General features: G+C 64.7%; 12 protein-coding genes. 5 read left to right on the forward strand and 7 right to left on the reverse strand.

Translation table 11 applies throughout. The features are described from left to right. The first annotated feature begins 12 nt into the window (after positions 1–12). The 4 genes from ABIB66_RS06865 to ABIB66_RS06880 are packed head-to-tail and all read left to right on the forward strand — an operon-like array spanning position 13 to position 3,862. Positions 13–960, forward strand: a complete 948-nt coding sequence (locus tag ABIB66_RS06865; RefSeq protein ID WP_354063811.1) for an ABC transporter permease — start codon at positions 13–15, stop codon at positions 958–960. Between the two features lie 9 nt (positions 961–969). Next, complete coding sequence (locus ABIB66_RS06870; RefSeq protein ID WP_018455966.1) at positions 970–1,863, forward strand: ABC transporter permease; 894 nt, start codon at positions 970–972, stop codon at positions 1,861–1,863. Further along, on the forward strand, positions 1,863–2,870 hold the full coding sequence (locus tag ABIB66_RS06875) for an ABC transporter ATP-binding protein (RefSeq protein ID WP_354063809.1): 1,008 nt from the start codon (positions 1,863–1,865) through the stop codon (positions 2,868–2,870). The genes ABIB66_RS06870 and ABIB66_RS06875 overlap by 1 nt, the downstream gene beginning before the upstream one ends. Continuing rightward, positions 2,867–3,862: an ABC transporter ATP-binding protein gene (locus ABIB66_RS06880; RefSeq protein WP_354254619.1), complete on the forward strand. Its 996-nt coding sequence runs from the start codon at positions 2,867–2,869 to the stop codon at positions 3,860–3,862. Before ABIB66_RS06875 ends, ABIB66_RS06880 begins: the two co-directional genes overlap by 4 nt. A gap of 86 nt (positions 3,863–3,948) precedes the next feature. Here ABIB66_RS06880 and ABIB66_RS06885 read toward each other — a convergent pair whose 3' ends face one another. The 7 genes from ABIB66_RS06885 to ABIB66_RS06915 all read right to left on the reverse strand — a co-directional run bounded on the left by ABIB66_RS06885 (position 3,949) and on the right by ABIB66_RS06915 (position 12,795). Continuing rightward, entirely contained in the window at positions 3,949–5,931 is a 1,983-nt protein-coding gene (locus ABIB66_RS06885) for an acetyl/propionyl/methylcrotonyl-CoA carboxylase subunit alpha (RefSeq protein ID WP_354205988.1), read from the reverse strand. After that, complete coding sequence (locus tag ABIB66_RS06890; protein WP_354205986.1) at positions 5,928–7,544, reverse strand: acyl-CoA carboxylase subunit beta; 1,617 nt, start codon at positions 7,542–7,544, stop codon at positions 5,928–5,930. Before ABIB66_RS06890 ends, ABIB66_RS06885 begins: the two co-directional genes overlap by 4 nt. Positions 7,545–7,658: 114 nt before the next feature. After that, positions 7,659–8,525, reverse strand: coding sequence for a beta-keto acid cleavage family enzyme (locus ABIB66_RS06895; protein ID WP_027514515.1), 867 nt, complete (start codon positions 8,523–8,525; stop codon positions 7,659–7,661). Positions 8,526–8,719: 194 nt separating this feature from the next. Next, positions 8,720–9,520, reverse strand: a complete 801-nt coding sequence (locus ABIB66_RS06900) for a helix-turn-helix domain-containing protein (protein ID WP_354205983.1) — start codon at positions 9,518–9,520, stop codon at positions 8,720–8,722. A 203-nt stretch (positions 9,521–9,723) separates the two neighbouring features. After that, positions 9,724–10,380: a glutathione S-transferase family protein gene (locus ABIB66_RS06905; RefSeq protein WP_354205981.1), complete on the reverse strand. Its 657-nt coding sequence runs from the start codon at positions 10,378–10,380 to the stop codon at positions 9,724–9,726. After that, on the reverse strand, positions 10,380–11,543 hold the full coding sequence (locus ABIB66_RS06910) for an acyl-CoA dehydrogenase family protein (protein WP_354205979.1): 1,164 nt from the start codon (positions 11,541–11,543) through the stop codon (positions 10,380–10,382). Before ABIB66_RS06910 ends, ABIB66_RS06905 begins: the two co-directional genes overlap by 1 nt. A gap of 115 nt (positions 11,544–11,658) precedes the next feature. Beyond that, on the reverse strand, positions 11,659–12,795 hold the full coding sequence (locus ABIB66_RS06915; protein ID WP_354205977.1) for an acyl-CoA dehydrogenase family protein: 1,137 nt from the start codon (positions 12,793–12,795) through the stop codon (positions 11,659–11,661). Positions 12,796–13,058: 263 nt separating this feature from the next. Here ABIB66_RS06915 and ABIB66_RS06920 point away from each other — a divergent pair, with 263 nt between their 5' ends. After that, a complete protein-coding gene (locus ABIB66_RS06920) occupies positions 13,059–14,609 on the forward strand; it encodes an acyl-CoA synthetase (protein ID WP_354254621.1) in 1,551 nt (516 codons plus the stop codon). Positions 14,610–14,622 lie beyond the last annotated feature (13 nt).

A 14,622-nucleotide genomic window follows, 5' to 3' on the forward strand; every position in this document is an offset into this window, starting at 1 on the left:
GGGAGGCGATGCATGTTTGCCTATCTGGTGCGGCGCCTGTTCCTGATGTTCGTGACCCTGTTCGGGATCTCGATCGTCATCTTCTTCCTGCTGCGCATCGTCCCCGGTAACATCGTCGACATCCTGTTTGCCGCGGCCGGCTATGTCGACCCCGCCGACAAGGCCAATCTGGAGAAGGAGCTCGGCATCGACCAGCCGCTGGTGGTGCAATATTGGCACTGGATCAGCGGCTTCCTGCGCGGTGATTTCGGCTACTCCTACGTTTCCGAGAAGCCGGCGCTTCAGGAGATCCTGCCACGGATTCCGATCACCGCACGGCTCGCCGGCCTGGCGCTGCTGTTCTCGGCGTCGATCGGCATTCCCTTGGGCGTCATCAGCGCGGTGAAGCAGGGAACGAGGCTCGACTACGCGTTGCGTGTGGTGAGCCTGAGCGGATTGTCGCTGCCTTCGTTCTGGCTCGGCCTGCTCATCCTCACCGCCTCGGTGGCGATGTTCAACCAGATGCCGATCTTCAATCCCAATCCGGCGACCTGGCTGGAAGCGTTTGCGACCTATGCCGTGCCCGCCGCCGCCGTCGGCTTCCGCAGCGCGGCACTGACCATGCGCATCACGCGATCCTCGATGCTGGAGGTGCTGCGGCAGGACTATATCCGCACCGCACGTGCCAAGGGCGCATCGGACGCCGCCGTGAACTATCAGCACGCGCTCAAGAACGCGATTTTGCCCGTCATCACCGTGATCGGAATCGAGGCGGCGTTCCTAATCGGCGGCCTTATCGTGACGGAGACCGTGTTCAACATCCCCGGCGTCGCGCGCTTCCTGGTCGAGGCGATTCGCTGGCGCGATTATCCGATCGTGCAGAACCTGGTGATGCTGATTGCCATCGTCGTGGTGAGCGCGAATTTCATCGTCGACATGCTGTACGCCGTGTTCGACCCGCGCATCAGGTACACGGATTAGGAGAGGCGCTTGGCTGCGATCGACTACGACGTTGAACTGAGGCGCGCCGGGGCGCACGCGACCGTCGGCTGGCGGCGCGTGCTGTTTTTGGCGCAGCGGCATGTGCTGGGTGCGGCCGGGCTCGTCATCATGACCCTGTTCGTGTTCACCGCGATCTTCGCCGACTTCATCGCGCGCTACGATCCGCTGACGATCGACGCCGCCCGGGCACTGGCGCGCCCAAGCCTGGCACACTGGATGGGCACGGATTCTTTCGGCCGCGATGTCTTCAGCCGCATCATTCATGGCGCGCGGATCTCGCTCGCGGTCGGCATCGGCTCGACGGCGCTCGGCGGCAGCATCGGCGTGATCGTCGGCCTCACCTCCGGCTATCTCTCCGGCTGGGTCGATCTCGTGTTCCAGCGCGTCTCCGACGTCCTCCAGGCGCTGCCGCTGCTGGTGCTGGCCCTGATCATGACCGCAGCGCTTGGACCGTCCTTGCCGAACGTCATCATCGCGATCGCCATTCCGCTGATCCCGACCGTCTCGCGCGTCATCCGCGCCAACACGCTGGCGCTGCGCGAGCTGCCGTTCATCGAGGCGGCCAAGTCGATCGGCATGAGCGAGGTGCGCATCGCACTGCGTCACGTGCTGCCGAACACACTAGCACCGCTGATCGTGCTTGCGACGGCCCAGCTCGGCTCGACCATCCTCACTGAGGCCTCGCTTTCCTTCCTCGGCCTCGGCATTCCCGAGCCGTACCCGTCGTGGGGCCGCATGCTCTCTGAATCGGCCGCCGAATATGTCCGCACGGCGCCCTGGCTGGTGATCTTCCCCGGCATCGCCATCAGCCTCGCGGTGTTCGGCGCCAATCTGTTCGGCGACGCCTTGCGCGACATCCTCGATCCCCGGCAGCGCGGCTGATGGCTGACAAATCCGATCTCGTGCTCGAAGTGAAGAACCTGAAGACGGTGTTCTTCACCAACTCCGGTCTGTTCAAGGCCGTTGACGATGTTTCCTTCACGGTGAAGCGCGGCGAGACGCTGGCGATCGTCGGGGAATCCGGCTGTGGCAAGAGCGTCACCGCACTATCGCTGATGCGGCTGGTGCCGGATCCGCCCGGCCGCATCGTCGGCGGCTCCGTCACGCTCGAAGGAACCGATCTTCTGACGCTGGACGAAGCAGAGATGCGCGCCGTCAGGGGCAACCGCATCTCGATGATCTTCCAGGAGCCGATGACCTCGCTCAATCCGGTGATGCGGATCGGCGACCAGATCGTCGAGGCCGTGCGGCTTCACCGGAACATGTCAAGCAAGGAGGCCCGGGACATCGCGATCGAGATGCTGCGCCTGGTGCGCATTCCCGAACCGGCCCGGCGCGCGCGAGAATATCCGCATCAACTGTCCGGCGGGATGCGCCAGCGCGCCATGATTGCCATGGCGCTGGCGTGCCGGCCGGCGCTGCTGATCGCGGACGAGCCCACGACCGCGCTCGACGTCACCATCCAGGCGCAGATCCTGGCGCTGATCCTGGACCTGCAGAAAGAGCTCGGCACCGGGCTCGTGCTGATCACGCATGATCTCGGCGTCGTCGCGCAGACCGCGCAGCGCGTCATCGTGATGTATGCGGGACGAAAGGTCGAGGAAGCCAGCGTCGAGGCACTGTTCGCCGCGCCAAAGCATCCCTACACGCGCGGGCTGATGGCCTCGATCCCGGCGGTGCCGGCGCCGGGCGTCGCCGCCCAGGCGCGGCTGAACGAAATTCCGGGTACGGTGCCGTCGCTGGTGCGACTGCCGAAGGGTTGCGCGTTCGCGCCGCGCTGCAAGCTCGCGATCAAACGCTGTGAGGCCGAATATCCGCCACTCATCGATTGGGGCGGTGGCCATCTCGCTGCATGCTGGCGCGCGGCCGAGATTGCGGAGGTGGCATGACCGAGGCGCTGCTCGAAGTCACCGATCTCAGGAAGCACTATCCGGTGCGCGCCGGTGTGTTGCGCCGACAAATCGGCACAGTGCATGCGGTCGACGGCGTCTCGTTCTCGGTGGGTGTCGGCGAAACGCTGGGCCTTGTCGGCGAATCCGGCTGCGGCAAGTCGACGGTGGCGCGGAGCGTGCTGCGGCTGGTCGAGCCGACCTCGGGCCAGATCCGCCTCGAAGGCGAGGACATCACCCACCTCTCCAAGTCCGCGCTGCGGCCGCACCGCCGTTCGATGCAGATCGTGTTCCAGGATCCTTTCGCCTCGCTCAACCCGCGCATGACCGCGGGCGACATCGTCGGCGAGCCGCTGTTCGTGCACGGGCTCGCGACCGGCAAAGTGCTGGAGGCGCGTACCGCAAACCTGTTCGAACAAGTCGGCTTGCGGCCCGACCAGATGCGCAACTTCCCGCACCAGTTCTCCGGCGGCCAGCGCCAGCGCATCTGCATCGCCCGCGCGCTGGCGCTCGGGCCTCGGCTGATCGTCTGCGACGAGCCGGTCTCCGCGCTCGACGTCTCGATCCAGGCGCAGGTGATCAACCTCCTGATCGACCTGCAACGCGAGCACGGCTTCTCCTATCTCTTCATCGCACATGATCTCGCGGTGGTCGCCCATATCAGTCACCGCGTCGCCGTGATGTATCTCGGCCGCATCGTCGAGATCGCCGACAAGGACGAGCTGTTTGCAAATCCGCGCCATCCCTACACGCAGGCGCTGCTCGCCTCAGTGCCGGTCGCCAACCCGCTCGCCAAAAAGCTCGTGCCGCTGGTGGACGGCGACGTGCCAAGCCCGGTCAATCCGCCGCCGGGATGCGCGTTTCACACCCGCTGCCGGTTTGCGATGGAGCGATGCAGGACGGAACGGCCGGCGCTGGTGGATGCGGGCGACGGGCACCAGGTGGCGTGCTTGCTCAATGAGGGGACGGGGCGACCAAATGCGATGCCGTAGGGTGGGTTAGCGAAGCGTAACCCACCTCTGTTCACCTCCGCGGAAAAAGACGATGGTGGGTTACGCTTCGCTAACCCACCCTACGATTACGAGTCTGTAGCCCCGATTTCGGCGACAATCTTCCCCGTCGTGACCTGCTCGCCCTCGGCGACGTCGATCGCGGCGACCACGCCGTCGATGCCGGCCTTGTGGACGTGCTCCATCTTCATCGCTTCCAGCGTCATCACCGGCTGATCGGCGGTGACGCGGTCGCCCGGCTTGACCAGGACCGCAACGACGCGACCGTTCATGGCGGCGCGAACCTTGCCATCGCCGCCGTTGCTTGCGGCGGCCTTCGGCGCGGCGAGCGTGAGATCGGTCGCCGCGAGCGGTATGCCGCGGTGCTGGAGGTAGAGCCGGTCGCCATCGCGCAGGAATTTGGCGCTGTCCATCACGCCGTCATGGCGGAAGCGGATTGCGTCGAAATCGAGCTGATCGATCTCGAACTTGTCCTGCCGGCCGTCGCTGGCAACGGTGTAGCTGCCATCGCGCTCCCGCGTGACTTCGAGCTCAAGCGCGTGGCCTGCGATCTCGATTTTCGCCGGCAGCGGGAACGTTGCCGTGAGGCTCCGTCCGCGGCGCCACGACGGTGCCTGCGGGTTCGTGACGTAGAGCAGCAGGCCGGCCAAAGCCATATCGAATGCCGCGTCCGCGCGCGGCGCCAGCAACTCGTCGCGATGCGCACCAATGAACGCCGTGGTCGCCTCGCCTTTGGCGAAGCCGGGATGACGCAAGCACGACATTAGGAAGGCATGATTGGTGGTCACACCGAATCCGGTCAGTTGCTCCAGGCCGACGATCAGTCGCCCCCTCGCCTCTTCGCGGGTCGCGCCATGGGCGATCACCTTGGCGATCATGGAATCGTAGAACGGCGGAATCTCGGAGCCCGATTGCAGCGCATGCTCGACGCGGATGCCATCCGGCACCTGCCAGCGCGCCATGCGCCCGGACTGCGGCATGAAATCATGCGCGGCATCCTCGGAGCACAGCCGCACCTCGATGGCGTGGCCCGAAAACCGGATGTCCTGCTGCTCGACAGGCAACGGCTCGCCGCGCGCGACGCGCAGTTGCAGCTCGACGAGATCGAGCCCGGTGATCGCCTCGGTGACGGGATGCTCGACCTGGAGGCGTGTGTTCATCTCCATGAAGTAGAATTGGCCGCTCGCATCGAGCAGGAATTCCAGCGTGCCGGCGCCCTCGTAGCGTAGCGCCTTCACCGCGGCGACCGCGACCTCACCCATCTTCGCGCGCAGTTCCGGCGTCACGGCGGGCGACGGCGCCTCCTCGATCAGTTTCTGGTGCCGGCGCTGCACTGAGCAGTCACGCTCGCCGAGATGGATGGCGTTGCCATGGCTATCGCCGAATACCTGAATCTCGATGTGCCGGGGATTTTGGATGGCGCGTTCGAGAATCACCGTCGGATCGCCAAACGCCGCCTTCGCCTCGGACCGCGCACTACGCAGTGCATCGGGAAACGCCGCGGCATCCGTCACGAGCCGCATGCCGCGTCCACCGCCGCCGGCGACCGCCTTGATCATCACGGGGAAGCCGATCCCTCTCGCCTCCGCGAGCATGACCTCATCGCCCTGATCGGCGCCCTGATAGCCGGGCACGACGGGCACGCCGGCCTTTTTCATGATCTCCTTGGCACCGGCCTTGTTGCCCATCGACTCGATCGCCTGCGGCGAGGGGCCGATGAAGACGAGCCCGGCATCCTTGCAGGCCTGTGCAAAATCCTCGTTCTCGGCGAGGAAGCCATAGCCGGGATGAACGGCATCCGCGCCGCTGGCCTTTGCGGCCGCGACGATCGCGGCGATGTTGAGATAGGATTGCGCCGGCAGCGCTTCGCCGATGCGCACGGCCTGGTCGGCCTGTCGCACATGAAGGGCGTCGCGATCCGCATCAGAATAGACCGCGACGACGCCGAGGCCGAGCCGCCGCGCACTGCGCATCACGCGCAGCGCGATCTCGCCGCGATTAGCGATCAGGACCTTGAAGAACGACCGGTGCTGCACTGATCCGTTCCTCATGGGCGAGCCACCGAAAACTGCATGCGTTGGGGCGTACGCGCATCGCCCTCGCGGCAGATCGCGAGCACTTCCGAGAGCACCGCGCGGGTGTCGCGCGGATCGATCACGCCGTCGTCGAGCACGCGCGCGCTGGTCGAGAACACGTCCATCTGGAGGTCGAACACGCCGACGATCTGCGCCTTCATGGCATCGAGCTTTTCTTTTTCGACCGGCTTGCCGCGGCGAGCTGCGGCGGCTTCGGTGACGATCGCCATGGTCTCGGCGGCCTGCTCGCCGCCCATCACGGCGGTCTTGGCGTTGGGCCAGGAGAAGCAGAAGCGCGGATGGAACCCGCGCCCGCACATGCCGTAATTGCCGGCACCGAACGAGGCGCCGCAATAGATGGTGATCTGCGGCACCGTCGCCGACGTCACCGCCTGGATCATCTTGGAGCCGTGCTTGATCATGCCGGCTTCTTCGTAGGATTTGCCGACCATGTAGCCGGTGGTGTTGTTCAGATAGAGCAGTGGCGTGCGGGTCTGGCAGCAAGCCTGGATGAAATGCGTCGCCTTGTTGGCGCCCGCCGGATCGAGCGGACCGTTGTTGGTGATGATGCCGATGGCCCGGCCCTCGATGCGGGCATGGCCGCAGACGGTGGCCGGGCCGTAGTTCGGCGCCATCTCGGTGAAGTCGGAATCGTCGACGATGCGCGCGATGACCTGCTTCATGTCCACGGACCGCTTGTGGTCCATCGGCACGATGCCGAGCAGCTCGTCCTGGTCGTAGCGCGGCGGCTTGTAGTGCGCGGCTCCCTTGTCCGGCCGCTCCCATTGCAGCGCCGCCATGATCTCGCGGGCGATGCGCAGGGCGTCGCGGTCGTCTTCGGCGAGGTAGTCGCCGAGGCCGGAAACCTGCGTGTGCATCTCGGCCCCGCCAAGTTCCTCCTCGGTCGCGATCTCGCCGGTTGCAGCCTTCAGCAGCGGCGGACCCGCGAGGAAGGCACGGGTGCGGCCGCGGACCATGACAATGTAATCCGACAGGCCGGTCTGATAGGCGCCGCCGGCCGTCGACGAGCCATGGGTCACGGTGACGACGGGCAGCCCCGCCGCCGAAAGCCGCGCGAGATTGCGAAAAATGTTGCCGCCGCGGACAAAGTCTTCGACGCGGTAGCGCAGGAGATTGGCGCCAGCGCTTTCGACCAGCTGGACGTAAGGCAGCTTGTTCTCCAGCGCGAGCTCCTGCACCCGCAGCGTCTTGTCGAGACCATAAGGCTGAAGCGCGCCGGCATCGATGCCGGAATCGTTGGCGCTGACCATGCAGCGGATGCCCGAGACGAAGCCGATGCCAGCGATGACGCCGCCGCCGGGCACGCTTTTGTCGGAATCTGATACGTCGAACATGTAGCCGGCGAGTGTGGACAGCTCGATGAAGGGCGCGCCGGGATCGAGCACCAGGGCGACCCGCTCGCGCGGCAACAGCTGCCCGCGCTTGTGGAAGCGATCCTTCGCCGCGGCCGACGCCGCACGCGTACGCTCTTCCAGCGCGCGCATGCGGTCGATCAGGCCAAGCATGCCGTTGCGGTTGGCGCGGTAGGCGGCGCTGCCGGGGGAAATGGTGCTTTCGAGAATGGACATAACTCAATCCTGCTCGTCATTGCGAGGAGCGAAGCGACGAAGCAATCCAGACTGCATCCATGGAGAGATTCTGGATTGCTTCGCTTCGCTCGCAATGACGGTTGAGGCGATACCCTACCTGTTCGTCCCAAAAATCTTCCGCGCTTCCGCCGGGCTCGCGATCTCGCGACCCGCACGGCGGGCGCAGGCGGCGATGGCCTCGATCAGCTGGCCGTTCGACGTCACCTTCTTGCCGTCGGCGAGATAGAAGGCATCCTCGAGACCGGTGCGCAGATGGCCGCCGAGTTCGGCGCAACGCTGGTGCAGCGGCCAGATCTCTTCGCGACCGATCGCGGTGACCTGAAACTGCGCCTCGGGACGCTTCAGCTTGATCAGGATCGGCAGCAGATCGGGATCCGACGGCATGCCGGAGGCGACGCCCATCACGAAATTATATTCGAGCGGGCCTTTGTACATGCCGACCTGGCGGTACATGCCGACACAGCGGACGATGCCGACGTCAAAACATTCAAATTCGGGGATAGTGCCGACCGCGTTCATGACGTCGAGATAGTCCTTCACCTTCTCGACCGCGTTGTCGAACATCATCGGCGGCCAGGCCCAGCTGTTGTCGGCCTTCACCTTCAGATAGTTGAGCGAGCCGGCATTGCAGGCGGCGATCTCCGGCCTGGTCTCGCGGATGCAATCCAGCGCTCCGCTGTAGTTCGGCCCGGAGACACCGGAGGTGTGGTTGATGATCACGCCGGGGCAGGCTTCGCGGATCGCCTGCTGGATTTCCTTGCTGACGCTGACCTCCCAGGACGGCAGATGCCCCTTGTCCGGCGCCTGCTGGCGCAGATGGATGTGCATGATGGACGCGCCGGCATCGAACGCAGCCTTGGCCTCGCGCGCCATCTGCTCGGGCGTCACAGGCACGTTGTGCTGCTTCGGATCGGTGAGCACGCCGTTCAGCGCGCAGGTGATGACGGCCTTGTCGCTCATGCCTTGAATGTCTCGCACGTTGATAATTCAACGTTTGCGATCATGTGATGGGCGGCATGCGGCTTCTTGCGCGGAGAAGCTGGAAAGCGACGAGTCGTAGGGTGGGTTAGCCGAAGGCGTAACCCACCTCTTGAGCTTCCTTGGAGGCAGAGTTGGTGGATTACGCCTTCGGCTAATCCACCCTACGAAGGATATCAGCTCGCCTCCGCCAGCCTCACCGTCTCGCTGCTGCGATAAATCGCAAGATCGCGCGAGCCGACGAAGATCGCGCGCGGCTTCAAACCGTAGAACCGACGGATCGAGTGGCTGAAATGGGTGCTGTCGGGATAGCCGATGTCCTGCGCGAGATGGGCGAGGTTGAGGTCTTGGTTGGCGAAGTGCAGCAGATGCCGCGCGCGCTTCCAGGCGCGGAAGGAGCGGAACGAGATGCCGGTCTCTTCCTTGAACAGATGCAGGAAACGCGAAGCGGAAAGTCCGGCGTCCGCCGCACAAGTGTCCGCCGTCACGGGTTCGCCCGTGAAGCGGCCGATACGGGCGACCGCACGCGTCACGCGGGGATCGAGCACGCGGCGCGGCAGCGCCTCGCCAAAACACATCTCGTCGAATTCGGCGGTGGTGATGTCGCCGTAGCGGCGCTGGCGCAGCAGCGTGTAGGCGGCAAGGATCTTACGGGCATAGACCGCCCTGTCGGGTCCGGTGAGCCGCTCGGCCAGGACCTCGATCACGCCATCAGGCATGCTCTCCGGCTCCAGCGTTACGCTGATCGCGGTGCGGTAGTCGCTGGCAATCGAATGCCGCTGGTTCGGCAGGGTCACGAACAGCTCGCCGGTGGCGAGAGCATCGTCGATCGTCAGATGCAGGCTGCCCTTCACCGCTACATAGACATGGCAGCAGCCCGGGGTTCGCTTGCGGGGGCGGCCGAGCAGGCCAGCGTAGAACACCCGCTCCGGCGTGATCAGCATCAAATGGTCGGATTCGCGACCGTTATCTTCCATTGGGATCCTCCTCGCGCGGCTCTTTGGCCGCTGCGGACGGAGGTCACCTTAGCGGAAATCTGGGCGCTGTCACGGCGGGATAACGCTATCATGAAGCGCAAAACGTCGGCACTCCGGGAGGGGTGGTGGAAGGCCCGGAACTGTTCAACTACCGCCGTCGCGGCCTAGTGCGCAATTGCGCACGGGGGCCGGGACGACCAATCTTAAGCCCTCACCCTTGGCGCCACGTTCTGCTCGACGCCTGCCTGTTGCTCCGCAGCAACCGCGCGCTTGAAACCATCGCGCTGCTGCAAGCGCGCCCAATAGGCTGCGACATTTGGCCCAAAATCCTTGGCAAGCCCGATATTGTCGGCGAGGCGGAGCGCGTAGCCGATCACGATGTCGGCGGCAGTGAAGCGGCCGGCGCACAAGGCCTCGGTATTTGCGGTCGCTGCCTCCACGGCGCGCAGCCGGCCCAAGAACCATTTGGCATAGTCGCCGGCGACCTGCGGATTGCGGCGCTCTTCCGGCTCGAGCTGGGTATATCGGAGCACTAGCGTCTGCGGGAAGGTTAACGTGGCGTCACTGAAATACATCCAGTTCAGAAACGCGCCATAGGCGGGATCTTCCGGCCCGACCATCAGTGGTGTCGGTCCATGCTTGATGCCGAGATAGTGGCAGATGCCGGACGATTCCGTCATCTTGGTCTCGCCATCAACCATGAAGGGAATCGTGCCGAGCGGATTGATGCCGAGATATTCCTTAGCGAAGACCCGCGGGGGGAACGGCAGCATCTTGAGCTCGTAAGGTAGCCCCATCTCCTCCAGCATCCAGAGCGGACGGAAGGAACGCGCAGCATCGCAGTGATAGAGGGTGATCATCAGGAATTTCCTTTGCTGCCGGGCAGCGTGCCCATCATCTTGCACAGGACCATCAGCATGACCTCGTCGGCACCGCCGCCAATCGATGTCAGGCGGCTGTCGCGATAGGCGCGGCTAACCGGCGTCTCGTTGGTAAAGCCCATTCCGCCCCAATATTGCAAGCAGGCGTCGGTAAGCTCGCGGCCGAGTCTCCCGGCCTTCAGCTTGGCCATGGTCGCAAGTTTCGTGACATCCTCGCCCGCCACCAGCGCCTCGCCAGCACGGTAGATCAGTGCACGCAACAGCTCGACCTCGGTCTGCATCTCCGCGAGCTTGAAGTGAACGACCTGGTTGTCGAGGATCGACTTCCCGAAGGCCTTACGGTTTCGGGTGTATTCGATGGTCTCGTTGATGATGTATTCGTGCGCCTTCAGGCAGGCGGCCGCGCCCCAGAGCCGCTCCTCCTGGAATTGGATCATCTGGTAGGTGAAGCCCTTGCCCTCCTCGCCGATCCGGTTGCGTCTGGGTACGCGGACATTGTCGAAGAAGATCTGCGCGGTGTCGGAGGAGCGCATGCCCATCTTGTCGAGCTTTCGCGCGACGGTGACGCCCTTGGTCTTCATGGGCACGCAGATCAGCGATTTGTTACGGTGAACGGGCCCGTCGCCGGTATTGGCGAGCAGGCAGATCCAGTCGGCCTGAGTGCCGTTGGTGATCCACATCTTGCCGCCATCGATGACGTAGTCGTCGCCGTCGGAGCGCGCATTGGTCTTGATCGAGGCGACGTCAGAACCCGCGCCCGGCTCGGAGACGCCGATGCAAGCGACGTAATCGCCTGAGATCGAGGGGCTGAGAAACTCGCGCCGCACCTCGTCCGAGCCGAACCGCGCCAGCGCCGGCGTCGCCATGTCGGTCTGCACCCCGATCGCCATCGGCACGCCGCCACAGGTAATGGCGCCCAGTTCCTCCGCCATCATCAGCGCATAGGAATAGTCGAGGCCGGAGCCGCCGAATTCGACCGGCTTGTTCAGCCCGAGAAAACCGAGGCTGCCCATCTTCTTGAACAGCTGGTGCGCTGGGAAGATGTCGGCCTTCTCCCATTCATCGACATGAGGATTGATCTCGTTGGCGATAAATTTTTGTAGGGAACGGCGGATCTCGTCGTGGTCGGCGGTAAACAGCATTTCTTTCCCTTTGTCATTCCGGGGCGCGCGAAGCGAGAACCCGGAATCCAGAGATGAGCCCTACAATATCGAGATTCCGGGTTCGACGCTTCGCGTCGCCCCGGAACGACCGAGGTCACAACCCCATCTGCCGGCTGGCCAGATCCTTCATGATCTCCTCGGTGCCGCCGCCGATGGCGTTGACCTTGACCTCGCGGTAGATGCGCTCGGCCTTGATGCCGCGCATGAAGCCCGCGCCGCCAAAAATCTGCACGGCTTCAGAGGCGCAGAATGCCATGGTCTGGGTCGCCTGGTTCTTCATCATGCAGATTTCGGCGACCGGGCTTTCGCCCTGCTCCAGCCGCCAGGCCAGCATCTCCAGCATCGCTTGCGATGCGGCGACCTTCTGCGCCATGTCGACGATCTTGTGGCGGATCACCTGGTGCTGCGCGAGCGGCTTGCCGAAGGTCTTGCGCTCCTTGGCATAGGCAATCGCCTCGTCGAGGCAGACGCGCGCGAACGCGGTGCAGCCAGCCGCCATGCCCATGCGCTCGCTATTGAAATTCCGCATGATGATCTTGAAGCCCTGGCCTTCCTCGCCGATCAGGTTCTCCGCCGGCACGCGGCAATCGTCGAAATGCAGCGTCGCGGTGTCAGAGGCCCACCAGCCCATCTTCTTCAGCTTTGTCCGCGACAGGCCGGGCGTATCCCCCTCGATCAGGAGCAGGCTGACGCCGCCGGCGCCCTCGCCGCCAGTGCGCACCGCAACGGTCAGATAGTCGGCGCGCATGCCCGAGGTGATGAAGGTCTTCTCACCGCTCACGACGTAGTGATCGCCGTCGCGCCGCGCCTTAGTCCGGAGGCCCGCGACGTCAGAACCGCCGCCCGGCTCGGTGATCGCGAGCGCGGAGATTTTCTCACCCGCGAGCACCTGAGGCAGCACGCGCGCCTTGACCTCGGGACGCGCGGCCCGCGCGATCGGCGGCGAACCGATCGTATGGCTCATCAAGCTGGCGCTGACGCCGCCGGCGCCAGCCCGCGCCAGCTCCTGGCTGGCGACGATCTTCATGAACTGGTCGGCGGCGATCCCGCCATATTCCTCCGGGAATCCGAGCCCCAAGAGCCCGATCTCGGCCGCCTTGCGATAGAGCGCGCGCGGGAATTCGCCGGCCTCGTCCCACTCGTGGGCGAAGGGCGCAATCTCCTTGTCGACGAAGCGGCGCATCACCTCGCGAAAGGCGTCATGCTCGGCGGTATAGAACGGGCTCATCATCGCACTCTCGCCTTGCTGGCGGATTCGTCTCGTCCACCATGGCCGGAACCTTGGCGGCTCACTTGCGCGGAGTGGCTGGCCGGGGCTCCCCTCCGAGCAGGCCCGCTCTAGCAACTCAACGCAAGACGATTTTCACCGCTCGCGCGCCAACTCCGGATCAAAAAAGGCGTGGTGCACAAACTCCGGCTGGCCCCAGGGCCATGCCGGGCATGGTGCACGGCAATAGGGACGCGGGCGGCACCAGACCGCCGAGGGAGGAATTCTTGGCCGTTCGTTACTATGACTGGATCGCCCACCATGGCCGCCGCACGCCGAACAAGATTGCGGTAATCGACCTCGCGAGCGAGCGCCGCTTCACCTATGCGCAGCTCGATGCGCGTATCTCGCGTCTCGCGTCATTCCTGCGCCACACGTTGAAAGTCTCACGCGGCGAGCGGGTCGCGGTGCTGGCACTGAACACGACCGATACGCTGGAGGTGCAATTCGCCTGCGGACGGCTAGGTGCGGTCTTCGTACCGCTGAACACCCGCCTTACCGTTCCCGAGCTCCAGTTCATCACCGGCGATTGCGCCCCGAAGGTGATGATCCACGACACCGATCTCGCCGAAACGGCGCTTGCCGTCGCAAAGCTCTGCGGCATTGCGACCAGCCTGCCGCTTGGTCCCGGCGGGACTTACGAGGCTGGTATCGCCGCCGCAAAGCCGCTTAAGACAATCGAGGAGGTTACCCTCGATGATGTCTCGACCATCATGTACACCTCGGGCACCACGGGCCATCCCAAGGGCGCCACCATCACCCATGGCATGACCTTCTGGAATTGCGTCAATCTCGGCGGCCCCGCCTGCATCGGGCCCTCGTCGGTGCTGCTCACCGTGCTGCCGCTGTTCCACACCGGCGGCCTGAATTGCTACACCAATCCGGTGCTGCATGCCGGCGGCACCGTGATGATCATGCGCGCCTTCGATCCCGGCACGGCGCTTGGTCTGATCAATGATCCCGCGCAGGGCATCAACGTGTTCTTCGGCGTACCCGCGATCTACCAGTTCATGGCCCAGCATCCGGCCTTCGCGACGACCGACCTCGGCCGGCTGATCGTCGGCGGTGTCGGCGGCGCACCAATGCCGGTGCCGCTGCTCAAGGTGTGGGAGGCGCGTGGCGTCGCACTCCAGCAGGGCTACGGCATGACCGAGACCTCGCCGGCCGTGCTGGTGCTCGACCGCGAGGATGCGGCACGGAAGGCCGGCTCCGCCGGCAAGCCGGTGCTGCACACGGAAGTGCGCATTGTTCGCCCTGATGGCAGCGACGCCGATGTCGGCGAGCTCGGCGAACTCTGGGTCAAGGGACCGAACATCACGCCCGGCTACTGGAACAGGCCGGAGGCAAATAAGACGTCGTTCACCGATGGCTGGCTGCACACGGGCGACGCGACACGCGTCGACGAGGAAGGCTTTTACTACATCGTCGACCGCTGGAAGGACATGTACATCTCCGGAGGCGAGAACGTCTATCCGGCCGAGGTCGAGAACGTCCTGCACCAACTCAACGCCATCGCGGAAGCCGCCGTGATCGGCATTCCCGATGCGCAATGGGGCGAGGTCGGCCTCGCCATCGTCGCGATCAAGCCCGGCCAGCGGTTGACCGAGGCCGATGTCTTCGCGCACTGCGCGGCGAATCTCGCGCGCTTCAAATGTCCACGCCAGGTCTGCTTCGTCGATGCGTTACCCCGCAACGCGACCGGCAAGATCCACAAGCCGACCTTGCGCAAGGAATTCTCAGGCGCCTCGGAAGTCGACAAGATAGCTGCCAACGCCTGATCAAAGCGCCCTC

The organism is Bradyrhizobium sp. F1.13.3 (genome assembly GCF_040548265.1).
Classification (GTDB): Bacteria; Pseudomonadota; Alphaproteobacteria; order Rhizobiales; family Xanthobacteraceae; genus Bradyrhizobium.